10 protein-coding genes are annotated in these 17671 nt (G+C 66.1%); 1 reads left to right on the top strand and 9 read right to left on the bottom strand.

Annotated features, from left to right (window positions below; genetic code table 11):
• Positions 1 to 84: 84 nt before the first annotated feature.
• From carB to F6S87_RS01960, 6 genes are all read right to left on the bottom strand, one after another.
• The gene (gene carB, locus F6S87_RS01935) at positions 85 to 3468 is read right to left on the bottom strand and encodes a carbamoyl-phosphate synthase large subunit (RefSeq protein ID WP_163226974.1); all 3384 of its coding nucleotides are present in this window, start codon (positions 3466 to 3468) and stop codon (positions 85 to 87) included.
• Positions 3461 to 4765, bottom strand: a complete 1305-nt coding sequence (gene carA / locus F6S87_RS01940; RefSeq protein ID WP_407925098.1) for a glutamine-hydrolyzing carbamoyl-phosphate synthase small subunit — start codon at positions 4763 to 4765, stop codon at positions 3461 to 3463. The genes carB and carA overlap by 8 nt, the downstream gene beginning before the upstream one ends.
• An 85-nt stretch (positions 4766 to 4850) precedes the next feature.
• On the bottom strand, positions 4851 to 5333 hold the full coding sequence (gene nusB / locus F6S87_RS01945; protein WP_163226976.1) for a transcription antitermination factor NusB: 483 nt from the start codon (positions 5331 to 5333) through the stop codon (positions 4851 to 4853).
• 112 nt (positions 5334 to 5445) lie between these two features.
• The gene (gene efp / locus F6S87_RS01950; protein WP_163226977.1) at positions 5446 to 6009 is read right to left on the bottom strand and encodes an elongation factor P; all 564 of its coding nucleotides are present in this window, start codon (positions 6007 to 6009) and stop codon (positions 5446 to 5448) included.
• A 64-nt stretch (positions 6010 to 6073) separates the two neighbouring features.
• Complete coding sequence (locus F6S87_RS01955) at positions 6074 to 6760, bottom strand: Pr6Pr family membrane protein (RefSeq protein ID WP_163226978.1); 687 nt, start codon at positions 6758 to 6760, stop codon at positions 6074 to 6076.
• A gap of 231 nt (positions 6761 to 6991) precedes the next feature.
• A complete protein-coding gene (locus F6S87_RS01960) occupies positions 6992 to 9640 on the bottom strand; it encodes a glycoside hydrolase family 3 C-terminal domain-containing protein (protein ID WP_163226979.1) in 2649 nt (882 codons plus the stop codon).
• A 355-nt stretch (positions 9641 to 9995) separates the two neighbouring features.
• On the opposite strand from F6S87_RS01960, the gene F6S87_RS01965 reads away from it, so the two are divergent.
• Positions 9996 to 10523, top strand: a complete 528-nt coding sequence (locus F6S87_RS01965) for an NAD(P)H-dependent oxidoreductase (protein ID WP_163226980.1) — start codon at positions 9996 to 9998, stop codon at positions 10521 to 10523.
• 170 nt (positions 10524 to 10693) lie between these two features.
• On the opposite strand, the gene F6S87_RS01970 is transcribed toward F6S87_RS01965, so the two are convergent.
• The 3 genes from F6S87_RS01970 to fusA all read right to left on the bottom strand — a co-directional run bounded on the left by F6S87_RS01970 (position 10694) and on the right by fusA (position 17586).
• Complete coding sequence (locus tag F6S87_RS01970; RefSeq protein WP_163226981.1) at positions 10694 to 13711, bottom strand: glycoside hydrolase family 3 protein; 3018 nt, start codon at positions 13709 to 13711, stop codon at positions 10694 to 10696.
• Between the two features lie 173 nt (positions 13712 to 13884).
• A complete protein-coding gene (gene tuf / locus F6S87_RS01975) occupies positions 13885 to 15084 on the bottom strand; it encodes an elongation factor Tu (protein WP_163226982.1) in 1200 nt (399 codons plus the stop codon).
• 372 nt (positions 15085 to 15456) lie between these two features.
• Positions 15457 to 17586, bottom strand: coding sequence for an elongation factor G (fusA, locus tag F6S87_RS01980; protein WP_163226983.1), 2130 nt, complete (start codon positions 17584 to 17586; stop codon positions 15457 to 15459).
• Between the last annotated feature and the right edge of the window lie 85 nt (positions 17587 to 17671).

Here is a 17671-nt window from a genome sequence, read left to right on the forward strand (position 1 = left end):
CCGGATATGCAATATGTCACAAACCCGGGCTCGAAGCCCGGGTTTGTGACATGCCTGGAAGACGGAACCGAAACGGAAGAATCGTTACTTCTTCCTCGACTCCTCCTCGAAGAGCAGGCGGCTGTGCTCCTGGATGCTCATGACCTGGTAGTCGTGCTTCTTGACGGCCTCGATGGCCATCAGGACGGCCGCGAACTCGGTCATCGTCGTGAAGTGCGGCAGGTCGGCGGCGATCGCGGCGGCGCGGATGGAGTAGCCGTCGGAGCGCGAGCCGCGCGAGTTCGGCGTGTTGAGGATCATGTCGATCGTGCCGTCCTCGATGAGATCGACGACGTTCTTGCCGACCGAGCCTTCGGCGTGCTGGATGACGAGCGGCGCCGTCGGGTCGGAATCGACGCGGCCGGTGATCTTGTCGACGATCTTCGACTCGATGCCGTAGCGCTCGAGCACCGACGCGGTGCCCTCGGTCGCCCACAGCTTGAAGCCGAGCTGCACCAGGCGCACGGCGAACAGCGGCAGCTGGCGCTTGTCGGTGTCGTTGACCGAGATGAACACGTTGCCTTCGGTCGGCAGCCCCCCGTCATAGGCGGCGAGCTGGCTCTTGGCGAACGCGTGCGGGAAGTCGCGGTCGAAGCCCATGACCTCGCCGGTCGAGCGCATTTCCGGTCCGAGCAGGATGTCGACGGTCTTGCCGACCGGCGTGCGGAAGCGCTTGAACGGCAGCACCGACTCCTTGATGGCGACCTGCTGGCCACCGCGGATGTCGCCGCCGTCGCCGTGCGGCAGCAGCAGGCCGTTGTCGCGCTGCTGCCGGATCGTCTCGCCGGCCATGATGCGGGCGGCCGCCTTGGCGAGCGCCACGCCGGTCGCCTTCGACGCGAACGGCACGGTACGGGAGGCGCGCGGGTTCGCCTCGATGACGTACAGCGTGTTCGCCATGAAGGCGTACTGCACGTTGATCAGGCCCCGGACGCCGCAGCCCTTCGCGATGGCGTGCGTCGCCTCGCGCAGGCGGCGGATCTGGTCGTCGGACAGCGTGCTCGGCGGCAGCGCGCAGGCGGCGTCGCCGGAGTGGACGCCGGCTTCCTCGATGTGTTCCATGATGCCGCCGATATAGAGTTCCTCACCGTCGAACAGCGCGTCGACGTCGATCTCGATGGCGTCCTGCAGGAACTTGTCGATGAGCAGCGGCGACGGCAGGCGGCCGGAGACGACGGTGTCGGCCTTCGCCTCGGACAGCGCGCGGTTGACGTACTTGGCGAGCTGGTCGTCGTCGTAGACGATTTCCATGCCGCGGCCGCCGAGCACGTAGCTCGGGCGGACGAGCACCGGGTAGCCGATCGAGTGGGCGGCCTCGCGGGCCTCGTCGAGGCTCATTGCCGTGCCGAAGCGCGGGGCGTTCAGGTGTTCCTGGCGCAGCACTTCGCCGAACAGCTCGCGGTTCTCGGCCAGGTCGATCGCCTCCGGCGACGTGCCGAGGATCGGCACGCCGGCGGCCTTGAGTCGCGCGGCGAGCGACAGCGGCGTCTGGCCGCCGAGCTGGACGATGACGCCCTTGACCGGGCCCATCTTCTTCTCGGCCTCGTAGATCTCGAGGACGTCCTCGAACGTCAGCGGCTCGAAGTACAGCCGGTCCGACATGTCGTAGTCGGTCGACACGGTCTCGGGGTTGCAGTTGACCATGATCGTGTCGTAGTCCTTGCCGAGTTCCTGGACGGCGTGGACGCACGTGTAGTCGAACTCGATGCCCTGGCCGATGCGGTTCGGGCCGGAACCGAGGATGATGACGGCTTCGCGGTCGCGCGGGCGCAGCTCGGATTCGTCGGCGTAGCACGAGTAGTAGTACGGCGTCACGGCGTCGAATTCGGCGGCGCACGTGTCGACGGTCTTGTACACCGGGTGCAGGCCGTAGTTCCAGCGCAGCTCGCGGATCGTGTTCTCGCCGGCGTCGCCCAGATTGCGCAGGTGCGCAATCTGCAGGTCGGACAGGCCGGCCAGCTTCGCCTTCCTGAGCAGCTTCGGCGTCAGCGTCTCGGCGGCCCGGACTTCCATCGCCGTCGCGTTGATGCCGGCCATCTGCTCGATGAACCACGGGTCGATCTTCGTCGACTCGAAGACCTGTTCGGGCGTGGCGCCGCCCCACAGGGCGCGCATCAGCTGCAGGTAGCGGTGTTCGGTCGGCACCTTGATCGCCTCGAGCAGCTCGGCGACCTCGGTTTCGGTCGGCTTGTCGCCGTCCCAGCCGAAGTTCATGTGGCGCTTGTCGATCGAGCGCATCGCCTTGCCGAGCGACTCGCGGAAGTTGCCGCCGAGGGCCATCGCCTCGCCGACGGACTTCATCGACGTCGTCAGCGTCAGGTCGGCGCCGGGGAACTTCTCGAAGGCGAAGCGCGGCACCTTGGTGACGACGTAGTCGATCGTCGGCTCGAACGATGCCGGCGTCGACTGCGTGATGTCGTTGCGGATTTCGTCGAGCGTGTAGCCCAGGGCGAGCTTCGCGGCGATCTTCGCGATCGGGAAGCCGGTCGCCTTCGACGCGAGGGCCGACGAGCGGGAGACGCGCGGGTTCATCTCGATGACGATGATGCGGCCGGTGTCGGGGTTGACGGCGAACTGGATGTTGCAGCCGCCGGTGTCGACGCCGACGCCGCGGATGATCGCGATGCCGATGTCGCGCAGCTTCTGGTATTCGCGGTCGGTCAGCGTGAACACCGGAGCGACGGTGATCGAGTCGCCGGTATGCACGCCGACGGGGTCGACGTTCTCGATCGGGCAGACGACGACGACATTGTCGTTGCGGTCGCGCATCAGCTCGAGTTCGTACTCCTTCCAGCCCTCGATGCCCTCCTCGATGAGCACCTCGTCGGTCGGCGAGTAGTGGATGCCGGCGCCGGCGATGCGGTGGAGTTCCTCGGTGTCGTGGGCGATGCCGGAACCGAGGCCGCCCATCGTGAAGCTCGGGCGGACGACGAGCGGGAAGCCGAACCGTTCGGCGATCGCGTCGACTTCCTCGAGCGTGTGGGCGATGTCGGAGCGCGCCGACTCGGCGCCGGCTTCCTCGACGACTTTCTTGAACGATTCGCGGTCCTCGCCGCGGTCGATGGCCTCGAGCGAGGCGCCGATCAGCTCGACATTGTATTTCTCGAGCACGCCGGCCTCGCCGAGCGCGATGGCGGCGTTCAGGGCGGTCTGGCCGCCGAGCGTCGGCAGCAGCGCGTCCGGACGTTCCTTGGCGATGATCTGCTCGAGAATCGGCACGGCGATCGGCTCGATGTAGGTCGCGTCGGCCATCTCCGGATCGGTCATGATCGTCGCCGGGTTCGAGTTGACGAGGATGACGCGGATGCCTTCTTCGCGGAGCACTCGGCAGGCCTGCGTGCCCGAGTAGTCGAACTCGGCGGCCTGGCCGATGACGATCGGGCCGGAGCCGATCACCATGACGGACTTGATGTCGTTGCGCTTAGGCATTCGCGTTGGCCTCCTTGGCATCGGAATTGGTTGCGGAAGTCGGTTCGGCATGGCACGATTCGCGCGTGTCATCCCATTGCGACGGCGACGTGCGGCGTCGCATCATCTCGGCGAAGCGGTCGAACAGGTAGGCGGCGTCGTGCGGGCCGGCGGCCGCTTCCGGATGGTACTGGACCGAGAAGGCGGGAATATCGACGCACTGCAGGCCCTCGACGACGTCGTCGTTCAGGTCGATGTGGGACACGAAGACCTGGCCGTACCTGCCGTTGTCGTATGGTGCGGCGACCGGACCGTCGAGCGGAGCGTCGACGGCGAAGCCGTGGTTGTGCGCGGTGATTTCGATCTTGCCGGTCGTCATGTCCTTGACCGGCTGGTTGACGCCGCGGTGGCCGAACTTGAGCTTGTAGGTGCCGAAGCCGAGGGCGCGGCCGAGCAGCTGGTTGCCGAAGCAGATGCCGAAGAACGGGTAGCCGGCGTCGAGCACCTGGCGCAGGACCCGGACCATCTGGTCGGCCTGCTCCGGGTCGCCGGGGCCGTTGGAGAAGAAGACGCCGTCGGGATGGACGGCCTTGATGTCGTCGATCGTCGACGAAGACGGCATGACGACGACGCGGCAGCCGCGTTCGGCCATCAGCGCCGGCGTCATTCCCTTGATGCCGAGGTCGACGGCGGCGACGGTGAGCAGCGGGTCCTGGCCCGCGAAGTCGCCTGACGGTTCGACGACGTAGGAGGAGTCGGCCGAGACCTCGTCGTAGAGGCTCAGACCCTTCATCTGCGCGGTGCCGCGCACCTCCTCCATCATGGAGTCGATCGAGCGCGGGGAGGAGGCCGGACTGGAAGGATCGTCCAGCAAGGCGGCGCCCGAGAAGATGCCGGCGCGCATGACGCCGGCGGAACGCAGGTGGCGCACCAGCTTGCGCGTGTCGATGCCGGCGATGCCGACGATGCCGTTGTCGACGAGCGCGTCGTCCAGCGAGCCGGACGCGCGCCAGTTGCTGACATTCGGACTGGGGTCGCGCACGACGTAGCCGGCGACCCAGATGCGGCCGGATTCCGGATCCTCGCCGTTGACGCCGGTGTTGCCGATGTGCGGGAACGTCTGCACGACGATCTGCCGGTCATAGCTCGGATCGGTCAGCGTTTCCTGATATCCGGTCATGCCTGTCGTGAAGACGATCTCGCCGGTCGTGGAGCCGGTCGCGCCGAACGGCTCCCCCACGTACACCTGGCCGTCCTCGAGTACGAGAACCGCATCGTCCTGAGAATAGTTCACGGCTGCCGAGTCGTTCTGGCTCACCCAAACCCCCATTCTTCCCTGTCACTGCTGATGGTCAAACGGCCGGTTGAGAAGCCCGCGACCCGGCCAGTCGCCAAGCGATCGGTCAGTCTCCGGACTGGTCCGTGTCGCTGTCGTCTGCCGGGACGGCGTCCGTGGTCTGTGCGGAACCAGGTCCGGAAGAGTCCGGTTTCGGCTCGGTGCACACGGCACTGAGCAGGCCATGAATAAACGAGGGCGAATCGTCGTCGCATAGCGTCTTCGACAGATTCAGCGCCTCGTCGATCGCAACTTTGTCGGGAATCTCATCGTTGTACATGATTTCCCATGCCGCGATACGAAGGATATTACGGTCGAGCACGTGCATGCGCCTGACCTTCCACCCTGTGGAATGCCGGTTCAGCATGTCGTCGATTTCGCGACGGTGTTCGGCCACGCCACGAACGATCTCGATGGCGTACTCGGGAAGCGGCGTCTGCGCACCGGGCTCGGCAATGCGCTCATCAAGAAGGGACAGGAAATCCTGTCCCTTCTCGTCCGCTTCGTACAACGTGTTCAGAGCCCTCTTGCGAGCCGTGGAACGTGCCATGGAAGCTTGGTCCTTCTTTCGAGAAAACTGACTGGACATCGGGAATCGTCCGGCACCGGCGAGGCGCCGCGATTACCGAACGATTCTACCCGACCTTGTCGGTCGGTCCGGCTCAGTTCTCACGGCCGAGGTACGAACCGTCCTCGGTGCTGACCTTGACCTTCTCGCCCTCGCCGATGAACAGCGGGACCTGGATCTCGGCGCCGGTCTCGACGGTGGCCGGCTTCGTGCCGGCGTTCGAGCGGTTGCCCTGCAGGCCCGGCTCGGTGTGCGTGACGGTGAGCACGACGGAGGCCGGCAGCTCGACGGACAGCGCGGTGCCGTCGTGGAAGGACACGATGCAGTCGGTGCCCTCGAGCAGGTACTTGGCCTGGTCGCCGACGAGCGTCTTCGGGATCATGACCTGGTCGTACGTCGTCATGTCCATGAAGACGAAGTTGTCGCCATCGTCGTAGGAGTACTGCAGCGTGCGGTTGTCGACCGTCTCGAACTCCATCTTCATGCCGGCGTTGAACGTCTTGTCGACGATCTTGCCGCTCAGCACGTTCTTGATCGTCGTGCGGACGAAGGCGGGGCCCTTGCCCGGCTTGACGTGCTGGAACTTGATGACCTGCCACAGCTGGCCGTCGAGGTTCAGGATGGAACCGTTCTTGATGTCGTTAGTAGTCTGTGCCAATGTTTTTCACCTATTTCGCATGGTTACAAATTAAGCCGCTGACCATTATGCCATACCGCCTGAACTAGGCCAGCTGCGCCGCTTCGGCCGCCCGCTCGACGGCCCCCTTCGGCTGCCTCAGCGCGCGGTCGAGCGCCATCAGCAGGTAGCCGAACACCATGAACGCGACGAGCAGGATGACGATCCAGCGGACGACGCCGCCCCAGCCGATCGTGTCGACGTCGAGGAAGAAGTACGGGTAGATGTTCGGCGCATCCGGATTCCAGTTCAGGATGGCGGCGCGCACGAAGATGTAGACGAGGTAGAGGATCGGGAAGATCGTCGACAGCAGCGGCCACGTCCAGCGGGCGACCTTGTGGCGGTAGAACAGGATCCAGTCGGCCGTGAACGCGATCGGCAGCACGGTGTGGAACAGGATGCAGGTGACCGTCACGTTCTGCGCCGGCGAGCGGTCGGGCTGGTTGGCGAGCAGCAGGTTGAAGACGAGGCAGGTCAGCAGGATGGCCTCGACGGAGACGAACTTGAGCCGCGGCGCGACGGTGACGAAGCTGTCCACCGGCTTCCTCGCGGTCTGCAGCAGCTCGGCGAACATGACGCCGATGCACAGGTAGTTCGACAGGTTCGTGAAGTACGTGTACCAGACGTCGTCGTACTTGTATTCGTAGACGCCGAAACTGCCGATGATGCCGATGACGCCGAGCGCCACGAACATGCTCTGGAAGATCAGCTGCGCATTGCGGTTGGTGAACATGCTTTCGTTACCCTCTCTTGTGGATGACGGTGGGCGGCACGATGCTCCCGCCGCGAACGGGCGCGGAGCATCGTGCAACGCAAAACGTTCCCACTCTAGGGCACCGGACGAAACCCCGTCTTTGCGGTTTCGTACAAAAACGACACATCCGGTCTTGTAATGACCAGCCAATTTCTCCCCTCGATGTCGTGAACCCGGGCCGTCGGCCCGGGTTCACGACATCGACGATCATCAGTCGACCCGCAGTCCGGAAATCTTCGCGGGACCGGTGAGGACGATGTCCAGGGCGGTCGTGTAGGGCGGCAGCGGGAACGCGCCGTCGCCGTCGGCGACGATGACGTTGGCGCCGACCTCGACGTGGATGGGCGTGCGGCCGTCGTCGGTGCGCCGCCGCTCGCCGGCGACGCGCAGGCGCCGGCCTTCCTTCGTCGACTCGAAGCCGCGGAACGTCAGCCTGGCTTCGGCGGCACCGGGCTCGAGCACGGCGGCGCAGGCACGCCCCGGCTCCTGGCCCATCAGCGGGCGCGACGGCACGAGCGCGGCGCCGCTCATCTCGTCCCAGTGGTCGATGGCGATCCATTCGTGTACCGGCCGCGTGGCCGGCTTCTCGCCGCGCACCTGCATCGGCAACGACAGCCGGATGTCGGCCGACGAGGAACCGACCTCGAGCTGGTAGGTGCCGTACGGAATGCGGAAGCCTTCCTTGCGCACGTCGTACATGCGCAGGTTCTCGAGCGGGATGCGCATCTGGACGCGGAAGTTCTCCCCCGGCTTCAGGCCGTTGAGGCGCTCGAAGCCGATGAGGCGCCGGACCGGCTTGACCTCCTCGTTCGCGCCGCCGCCGAGCTCGCGCGGATAGCGCACGTACACCTGCAGCACGTCGTCGCCGGTCCTCGCGCCGGTGTTCGTCACGCGCAGGTTGACGAGCACCGAGTGGTCGATCGTCGTGTCCAGCCGGCGGCCGCCGTTGAGCGGCGCGGCGAGCTCGACGTCGAACGTCGTGTAGGACAGGCCGTGGCCGAACGGGAACAGGACCGGTCCGCGGCACCACTGGTAGGTGCGGCCGGTGCCGATGATGTCGAAGTCGTCCTCGTCGGGGACCTTGTCGTAGTAGAGGTCGCCGTCGTCGTCGAGCGGTCCGTCGACGCCGCGCGGCTCGGATGCCCGGTCGCGCACGATGCCGGCCGGCACGAGGCCGCTGCCGACCGAGCCGCCGGGACCGTACCAGGTCATCGGCAGCCGGCCGGCCGGATTGACGTCGCCGACGAGCGCGCGGCCGACGGTCCGTCCGGTGCGCTCGAGCGCGGCCGCCGACGTGCGTCCCTCGCTCGCGGAGCCGAGCGCGGCCGTCGTCAGGATGGCGGGAATCGCCGCCTTTTCCCAGTCGATGCAGACCGGCCGCTCGGTCAGCAACACGACGATGACGCGACTGTTGACCTGCAGGATGTCCTGCAGCAGGCGGCGTTCGTCGTCGGGAAACGCGATCGTGCGCGGGTTGGCGACGTCGGGCTGGGCGCGCCGGCAGACGACGGCGACGGTGTCGACGTCGAGGGCGAGGTCGACGGCGCGGGAGCGGTCGCTCTCGCCGACGACGTCGATGTCGGAGCCGACGACGGCACCGGCGCATTGGTCGACGGCCTTCTTGACGCCGGCGATGAACGATTCGGGCCCGACGACGCCGAGCGTCCGGTGGCCGTCGATGGGCAGCGGCAGCAGGCCGTTGTTCTTGAGCAGCACGAGCTGTTCGGCCTCGAGTCGCTCGGCCGTCGCCGTCGGGTCGACGGGATCCATCGTGCCGGGACGCCCCTGCTTCCACTGGTACGGATTGATCGGCCGGGCGTCGAACAGGCCAAGCCGGATCTTCGTGGCGAACGTGTGGCCGATGGCCACGTCGAGATCGGCCTCGGCGAGCAGTCCGCGGTCGAGCGCGTCGTGGACGGCACGCTCGACGACGGCCGGATCGTCGCGCACGGCGTCGACGCCCGAGCACAGCATCGCCGCGACGGCCTCCTCCGGCGTGCGGCCGTCGACGACGGCCTGCGCCACGGCGTGCTCGTCGCTGACGACGTGGCCGTGAATGCCGTACGAATCGTGCACGAGCTCGGCGAGTCGCGGATCGAACCGCTCCGGCGTGCCGTTGACGACGGAGCTGGCCGTCTCTACGGCGCTGGCGTTGCCGGTGATGATGCCGCGGCGGAACGGCTCGAGGAAATATTCGCGACGATTCCTCGCGTCGACGGTAATGTCCTCCGGCGTGCCGCAGCCCTCACCGAGGAAGAACGCGGCCAGCGCGCCGCAGACGCGCAGCGGGTCGTCGACCGAGAAGTCGCCGAATTTCGCGACGGTGTTGACGTTGTCGAAGCGGTAGCCGGCGTTGTCGCTGATCGGCGTGCCCTGGGCGCCGGCGATGTAGACCGACGCCATGACGCCGCACAGCAGCGGATCCTCGCCAAAGCTGTATTCGACGCCCTCCCAGCGCGGATCGAACGCCGGGCTGACGGCGATGTCGCAGGTCAGGCCGCTCAGTGGCGTCGTGTCGTGCGGCGAGGCGGCGTTCCCGTCGCCGTTGTCCGCCGCACGGATGACGTCGCCGGCGTGGAAGCCGCGGCGGATGTGCTCGCCGGTCGCGGTGCCGGCGAGCTGGACAAGCGCCGGATCCCACGTCGCCGCCATCGAGATCGGCTGCGCGATCGGCGAGCCGGCGTGGCCCATCGAATACGGCCGGATGCCGAGCCGGTCGATGGCCGGCGTGTCCGCGGCGATCAGCACGGCCTTCTCGTCGAGCGTCAGTTCCCCCAGCAGCCACTCGACGCGGGTGGCGATATCCAGGTTTTCGTTCCACAGCTCGGTGCCGTGATAGTGCGGCTGCGTCATCGTCATTCCCCCTCAGGTCGGCGGGGCCTGCCGGACGGCAGCCCTGTCGCTTGTCCTTCCAGCGTACTCGAAAACCCACACCACCGACGTGGCCGTCCCAATCCCGTTCCGCTGTCACTGCGCATATCGGCCGAAGCACGTTTCTCCCAGGCAACCAGGACGCCGGCGATGACCACAGCCATCGGCTATCCGCCGGGACATGTTTTCGTCCCTGCAACCATGACGGCGGCGATAAGCGACGACGTCTGTTATCGATCGAAACGCGCTTCGAGACGTCCGGATGTCCCCTCCGGTTCATCGGCGCGAGCCGGACGATTAGACTGGCAATTGCGAAGCACACAAGCCCAACCAAGGAGAATCAATGAAGACCTCCGTCATGGTGTTCCACCCCGACCTCGGACAGTCCGTCGCCAACCGCGCGCTCGCCGAAGCCGTCGAGAACCTGCATGATCCCGACATCACCGTCCGCGACATGTACGCGCTGTATCCGCAATTCGACATCGATGTCGCCGCGGAGCAGGCGCTGGCCGAAGCCAGCGACCGCATCGTGTTCCAGTTCCCGCTGTACTGGTACAGCTCGCCGGCGTTGCTCAAGCAGTGGGAAGACGACGTGCTGGAGCCCGGTTGGGCGTATGAGGGCGACAATGTCCTCACCGGCAAGCACCTGCTGGTCGCCGTCACTGTCGGTGGTACGGAAGAAATCTACCGTTACGAGGGCAGCCAGAACGTCACGATGGACGACGTGCTGGTCCCGCTGCGCAGCACGGCCCGCTATCTCGGCATGATCTACGACGATCCGTTCCTCGTTCACGGCACCGCCGTTCCCGGTTTCGCCGACCTCCGGCTCGTCCAGAGCGCCCAGGCCTACGCCTCCCTGCTTTCCTCCTGACCACATTTCTGCATGTCACAATCCCGTGATCGGATCACGGGATTGTGACATGCAGAAAACAGCATCCTGCTTTTGTAATCGGTTCGCCGTAGGCCTGCCCGCGGCGAACCGAATCCCTATCAAGATGACGGAATAACCAAGTCCGTCCTCCCCTGCTCCGCAGCCACGCTTCAGTCGACGCGGACGGCGCACACCCGGGCTTCGCCGGTCAGGACGAGGGTGAAGGATACCGTGCCTTCGGGCAGCGGGAAGGTGCCGTCGGGGTCGGCGATGATGTCGTCGGTGCCCACGCGAAGGACAACGGGGCTGCCGATCGTGCAATTGTCGCTGGCAAGCCGCACATGCCGGCCCGGTTGCATGGGCTCGAAACCGCCAAATGCCAGCGTGCCGGGACGGTCGGGCTGATGAACCGTAGCCAAGCAGGCATCCGCCGGAAGATGATCCGTCACCGTTGCGGCAGGACGGTCCGTCATCGAATCGCCGGATGAATCGTTCATGACAGGCACCGCCACCAGCGCGATATTGGACGCGGCATCCCAGTGGTCGACGGGAATCCATTCGCCGAGCGGACGCGGACGCGGCGGCTCGCCGGCGATGTCCAGCAGCATGCTGGCGCGAATGTCGCCGCTGGACGCGCCGATGTCCAGCGCATACCGGCCATCGGGAACGCGGTAGTCGCCGCGACGCACGTCGTAGATGCGCAGGTTCTCCATCGGGATCTCGAGGACGGCGCGCCGTTCCTCTCCCGGCTTGACCTGCCGTTCGCGGACGAAGCCGACGAGGCGCCGCACGGGCATCGGCACCGGATCGTTCCCCTCTTCATGCGGGTAGCGCACGTAGGCCTCGACGACGGCGTCGCTGGTCACGTCGCCATGGTTCGCGACGGCGACCGGCACATGCACGACGTCGGCGGCGGCCGCGTTCGCCCGCAACCCGCCGTCCGGCAGCGTGCCGAACATATACGAGAACGGCGCGTAGGTCAGTCCATGGCCGAACGGATAGAGCACCGGGCCGCGGTGCCACTGGTAGGTGCGGCCGCCGCCGATCATGTCGTAGTCGTTCTTGTCGGGCAGGTCGACGCCGGCGCCGTACCACGTCATCGGGAGCCTGCCGGCCGGGGCCACGGCGCCGAACAGCGCGTCGGCGACGGCGTCGCCCATGCACTGCGAGCCGGAAGCCGTCAGCAGGATGGCCGGCACGTGTTCCTCTTCCCAGTCGATGTCGACCGGATAGTTGGCGACGAGCACCATCGCCGTGTCCGGATTCGCCGCGACGAGCCGGCGGACAAGTTCGTGCTGGGACGGCGGGAACCCGGTGGATGGCCGGTCCTCGTCCTCCTTGCCGTTGATGACCGGACAGCAGCCGACGGCGGCGATGACGACGTCGGCCGCCGCGGCCAGCTTCCCGGCCCGCTCGACGCCTCGCTCCACCACGTCGATGTCCAGCACGGCACCGCGGGACGACGCCGTCCCGAAGCCATGGGTCTGCGGCACGCCCACCCGCTGCGAGGCGAGATCAGTGCCGCCGGCCGCGACGATGTTCCCGTCGCCGTCGACCGACACGGGCACGTCGCTGTAGATGCACAGGTTGCCGTCGGCGTCGCGATGGAAGGTTTCCTTGACGAACCAGCCGAACGGCATGTCCTTGATGGCGGCGATCGAGCCGTCGTCCAGCGCCGTCAGGTAGCGTCCGGTCGTTTCGGAGACGAACGTCAGCGCACCGTGACCCCAGTCCTGCAGCCGGAATCGTTCCGCCTGCGCGGCGTCGCCGACGGCCCGCAGGCGCGCATCGTCGCCGAGCGCGGCGTAGCGTCCGTCGAATTTCAGCAGCACGACGTCCAGCGCATCGTCGACGGCGACGTCGACGCCCGCTCCGGCAATGTCGCGCACGCCGTCGGCTATCGTCGCGTGGAGGTTCGGTTCGCCGCCGTACCAGTCGCGGTACCAGCGGTCGGCGAGCGGCCCGACGACGGCAATGCGTGCCGGCGGCGTCCCGCCGTCCGCGTGCGGCATCCGCAGCGGCAGCAGCCCGTCGTTCTTCAGCAGCACCAGCGATTCGTCGGTGACCTGCCGGGCCAGCCGGCGATGTTCCGCGCTGTCGACGGCGTCGGCGGGAACGGCGGCGAACGGGTTGGACTGTCGCGCGTCGAACAGGCCGAGCCGCAGTTTCGTCGTGAACGAGTGCCGCAGCGCCTCGTCGATGTCCCCGATGTCAACGAGTCCTTCCCGATAGGCCTGCGTCGCCGCCTCGCGCACGAGGTCCGGATCGTCGACGATGCAGTCGACGCCTGCCTTGAGCGCCCGCGCCACCGTCTGCGCATGCGAGTCCGTGTCGCCGCGCGCGTCGTGAACGAGCCGCATGGCGCCGCCGTCGCTGACGACATGGCCGTAGAGTCCATCCTCGCCGCGCAGCAGTTCCCGCACGCGAGCGTCGTGCATTTCGACGGTGCCGTTGACGGCGTTGTACGCCGTCATCACCGAGCTGGCACCGGCATCCTGAATGCAGCGGCGGAACGGCTCCAGGTAGTATTCCCGGCGGTCGCGGGCGCCGACCGTCGAGGACGTCACGCAGCGGCCGTCCTCGACGTTGTTGGCGAAGAAATGCTTCAATGCGGCGCTGACGCGCAGGTGGTCGCGGGTGTCCTCCGGGCCGCCGCCCTGCAGGCCGCGCACGTAGGCTCCGGCCATCGCGCCGGTGAGCACCGGATCTTCGCCGTAGCCTTCCTCGGTGCGTCCCCATCGCGGGTCGCGTTCGAGATCGACGGTCGGGGCCCAGCGGCACAGGCCGCCGCGCGGGTTGCGCCGGTACAGCGCCCTCGCCTCGACGCCGACGAGCGCGCCGGCCCGTTCGAGGAGACTGGCATCCCACGTGGCGCTCATGCCGATGGGTTGCGGCAGCGACGTCGTGTGCTCGGCATGCGGCAGGCTGCCGTCCGGTTCGGGGCCGTCGCCGTCCTGGTCGTGGCGGGCCTCGACACCATGCGCCGCTTCTCCCCCGATGTTGAACGGCCCGATACCCAGCCGCGGAATCGCCGGCGTGCTGGATGCCAGCAGCGACAGCTTGTCGTCGATGGTCAGCTCGTCCAGCAGCCATTCGACGCGTTCGGATATCGGCAACGATTCGTCCCACAGCGGCGTGGAGCGGAAATCGTCGTGCTGGTCGGGACTTGCGGTGGGCTTCGTCGCCATGGTGCCTCCAGATGTGCGCAGGATATTTGTCAATTCATTTTACCTATTCATCCTTCTTATCCCCGCGCATGCAACCTACTTCTCCCGCACATGCAAAAGGGCCCCGCTCCCAGACGGGAGCGGGGCCCTGCGCTAGTTCAGCGTGTCGGATCTACCGACTGATTCGAATGGAATCAGGCGAGGATCTTGGTGACACGGCCCGAGCCGACGGTGTGGCCGCCTTCGCGGACAGCGAAGGTCAGGCCCTCTTCCATGGCGATCGGCTGGATCAGCTCGACCGTGAAGGTCGCGTGATCGCCCGGCTGGACCATCTCGACGCCTTCCGGCAGCGTGATGACGCCGGTGACGTCGGTGGTGCGGAAGTAGAACTGCGGACGGTAGTTCGAGAAGAACGGCGAGTGACGGCCACCCTCGTCCTTGGTCAGGACGTAGACTTCGCCCTCGAACTTGGTGTGCGGGGTGACGGAGCCCGGAGCAGCGACGACCTGGCCACGCTCGACGTCCGTACGGTTGATGCCGCGGAGCAGCAGACCGGTGTTGTCGCCGGCCTCGCACTCGTCCATCTGCTTGTGGAAGGTCTCGATGGAGGTGACGGTGGTGTTCTGGGTCGGGCGGATGCCGACGATCTCGACCGGGGTGTTGATCGGCAGGCGGCCACGCTCGACACGGCCGGTGACGACGGTGCCACGACCGGAGATCGTGAAGACGTCCTCGATCGGCATCAGGAACGGCTTGTCCAGGTCGTGAACCGGCGTCGGGATGTACTCGTCGACGTAGTTCATGAGCTCCTTGACGGACTCGACCCACTTGTCGTGGTCCGGAGCGTCGTCGTGCAGGGCGCCGTAAGCGGAGGTGTGGACGACCGGGCAGTCGCGATCGAAGCCGTTTTCGTCGAGGAGGTCACGGACCTCTTCCTCGACGAGCTCGATCAGCTCGTCGTCGTCGACCATGTCGCACTTGTTCAGGGCGACGAGGATCTTCGGAACGCCGACCTGGCGGGCGAGCAGGACGTGCTCGCGGGTCTGGGCCATCGGGCCGTCGGTGGCGGCCACAACGAGGATGGCGCCATCCATCTGGGCGGCACCGGTGATCATGTTCTTGACGAAGTCGGCGTGGCCCGGGCAGTCGACGTGAGCGTAGTGACGCTTCTCGGTCTGGTACTCGATGTGGGCGATGTTGATCGTGATGCCGCGCTGCTGCTCTTCCGGAGCGGCGTCGATCTGGTTGAAGTCGTAGGCCGGGTTGACATCCGGGTACTCTTCGTGCAGAACCTTGGAGATAGCGGCGGTCAGCGTGGTCTTGCCGTGATCGACGTGACCGATGGTGCCGATGTTAACGTGCGGCTTAGTGCGCTCGTACTTTTCCTTTGCCATGTGTGTTTGTCCTCCTGGACGTTCTCGTAGTAAACCTTGTCCCCTCGGGCCGAGGCCACAAGGCACTTGCTACATATTACTGAGTTTATGGTTTTTCCGCCACTTCGGGGTCGCCAACCCAGTCAACGGTACAGAATCTTACCGTTTATGGGCGACACTGGCAAACCCCGGTGTGACGAAATCGTGTCACTTTTCAGCGCCGTTTCGCCGCGGCATCCCCCGGCCGGACGAGACGTGATGACCAATCGTTTCGACGGTTGTTTATTCCGGAAAATTTCCGGAAAAATTCGTCGTCCCGTCCGGCGGCGGATAGTCGCCGCGAACGATCCGCGCGGCCCGGCCAGCCGCGAGGGACCGGCCGGCCCGGCCGGATCACTCGCCGCGCTGGGCCTTGATGATTTCGTCGGCGACGGCCTTCGGGACCTCCGCGTAGGAATCCATCTGCATCGTGAACATCGCGCGGCCCTGGGTCTTCGAACGCAGGTCGCCGATGTAGCCGAACATCTCGGACAGCGGGACCTTGGCGTCGATGACCTTGACGCCGGCGGCGTCGGTCATGGACTGGATGGCGCCACGACGGGAGTTGATGTCGCCCATGACGTCGCCCATGTACTCTTCCGGGGTGCGGACTTCCACGGCCATGATCGGCTCGAGGATGACCGGCTTCGCCTTCGGGGCGGCTTCCTTGAAGCACATCGAGCCGGCGATCTTGAAGGCCATTTCCGAGGAATCGACGTCGTGGACCTGGCCATCGACGACGGTCGCCTTGACGCCGACCACCGGGAAGCCGGCGAGGATGCCGGATTCCATGGCTTCCTGGACACCCGCGTCGATCGACGGGATGAATTCCTTCGTGATGTGGCCGCCGGTGACCTCGTTGGCGAACTCGTAGACCTCGCCGGACTCGGTGTCCAGCGGCTCGAAGTTCATGAGGACCTTTGCGAACTGGCCGGAACCGCCCGTCTGCTTCTTGTGGGTGTATTCCTGGCCCATGACGGCCTTGCGGATGGTCTCGCGGTAGGCGACCTGCGGCTTGCCGACGTTGCACTCGACCTTGAACTCGCGGCGCATGCGGTCGACGATGATGTCGAGCTGGAGCTCGCCCATGCCGGAGATCAGCGTCTGGCCGGATTCCTCGTCGGTCTTGACCTGGAACGTCGGATCCTCGTCGGACAGCTTGGCGAGGGCCAGCGACATCTTCTCCTGGTCGGCCTTGGTCTTCGGCTCGACGGCCACCTCGATGACCGGGTCCGGGAAGGTCATGGACTCGAGGGAGATCGGGTGCTTCTCGTCGCAGAGCGTGTCACCGGTGGTGACGTTCTTCAGGCCGACGAACGTGTAGATGTTGCCGGCTTCGGCGGAATCGACCGGGTTCTCCTTGTCGGCGTGCATCTGGAAGATCTTGCCGACGCGTTCCTTCTTGCCCTTCGTGGAGTCGAGCACGGTGTCGCCCGGCTTGACCACGCCGGAGTAGACGCGGACGAAGACCAGCTTGCCGTAGAACGGGTGGGTCGAGATCTTGAAGACCAGGGCCGAGAACGGATCGTCGAAGGTCGGCTTGCGGTCGATCTCGATGGACTCGTCGGACGGGTCGAAACCGCGGATGGACGGCACGTCCTCCGGGCTCGGCAGGTAGTCGACAACGGCGTCCAGCATCGGCTGCACGCCCTTGTCCTTGAACGCGGAACCGCACAGGACCGGGTAGGCCTCGCGGTTGATCGTCAGCTTGCGGATGCCAGCGCGGATCTCCTCTTCCGACAGCTCGCCGCTCTCGAGGTACTTCTCGAGCAGCTCCTCGTCGGACTCGGCAACCTGGTCGAGCAGCTCCGAGCGGTACTGCTCGGCGCGTTCCTTGAGGTCGTCCGGGATCTCGATCGTGTCGTAGTGGGCACCCATGTCGTCCTTGACGTCGTTCCAGACGTAGGCCTTCATGCGGATCAGGTCGACGACGCCGGCGAAGTCGTTCTCGGCGCCGATCGGCAGCTGGACGACGAGCGGCGTGGCGCCGAGCTTCGTCTTGATCGTGTCGACCGAGTAGTAGAAGTCGGCACCGAGCTTGTCCATCTTGTTGATGAAGCAGATGCGCGGGACGCCGTACTTGTCGGCCTGGCGCCAGACGGTCTCGGACTGCGGCTCGACGCCTTCCTTGCCGTCGAAGACGGCGACGGCGCCGTCGAGGACGCGCAGCGAACGCTCGACCTCGGCCGTGAAGTCCACGTGGCCCGGGGTGTCGATGATGTTGATCTGGAACTTCTGGTCGGTGTCGTGGGTCTGACGGTTCCAGAAGCAGGTCGTGGCGGCAGACTGGATCGTGATGCCGCGCTCCTGCTCCTGCGCCATGAAGTCCATGGTCGAGGCGCCGTCGTGGGTCTCGCCGATCTTGTAGTTCTTGCCGGTGTAGTACAGAATGCGCTCAGTGGTCGTCGTCTTGCCGGCATCGATGTGGGCCATGATGCCGATGTTGCGAACCATGTGCAGATCAGTAAGCACGTCTTGTGCCATGATGCGTTGTTTCCTTAGCTCTTTCGTTTTCTGATATCCGTCGCCGGGAACAGCTCCCGGCAGCAAGAATCGTTCCAGCCGGCAA

The organism is Bifidobacterium choloepi (genome assembly GCF_010667615.1).
Taxonomy (GTDB): domain Bacteria; phylum Actinomycetota; class Actinomycetes; order Actinomycetales; family Bifidobacteriaceae; genus Bifidobacterium; species Bifidobacterium choloepi.

What these genes read in the sequence shown, in the direction of transcription:
- tuf (WP_163226982.1), bottom strand. Translation starts at nt 15,084, where the DNA reads ATGGCAAAGGAAAAGTACGAGCGCACTAAGCCGCACGTTAACATCGGC.
- F6S87_RS01970 (WP_163226981.1), bottom strand. Translation starts at nt 13,711, where the DNA reads ATGGCGACGAAGCCCACCGCAAGTCCCGACCAGCACGACGATTTCCGC.
- nusB (WP_163226976.1), bottom strand. Translation starts at nt 5,333, where the DNA reads ATGGCACGTTCCACGGCTCGCAAGAGGGCTCTGAACACGTTGTACGAA.
- F6S87_RS01955 (WP_163226978.1), bottom strand. Translation starts at nt 6,760, where the DNA reads ATGTTCACCAACCGCAATGCGCAGCTGATCTTCCAGAGCATGTTCGTG.
- carB (WP_163226974.1), bottom strand. Translation starts at nt 3,468, where the DNA reads ATGCCTAAGCGCAACGACATCAAGTCCGTCATGGTGATCGGCTCCGGC.
- F6S87_RS01960 (WP_163226979.1), bottom strand. Translation starts at nt 9,640, where the DNA reads ATGACGATGACGCAGCCGCACTATCACGGCACCGAGCTGTGGAACGAA.
- F6S87_RS01965 (WP_163226980.1), top strand. Translation starts at nt 9,996, where the DNA reads ATGAAGACCTCCGTCATGGTGTTCCACCCCGACCTCGGACAGTCCGTC.
- fusA (WP_163226983.1), bottom strand. Translation starts at nt 17,586, where the DNA reads ATGGCACAAGACGTGCTTACTGATCTGCACATGGTTCGCAACATCGGC.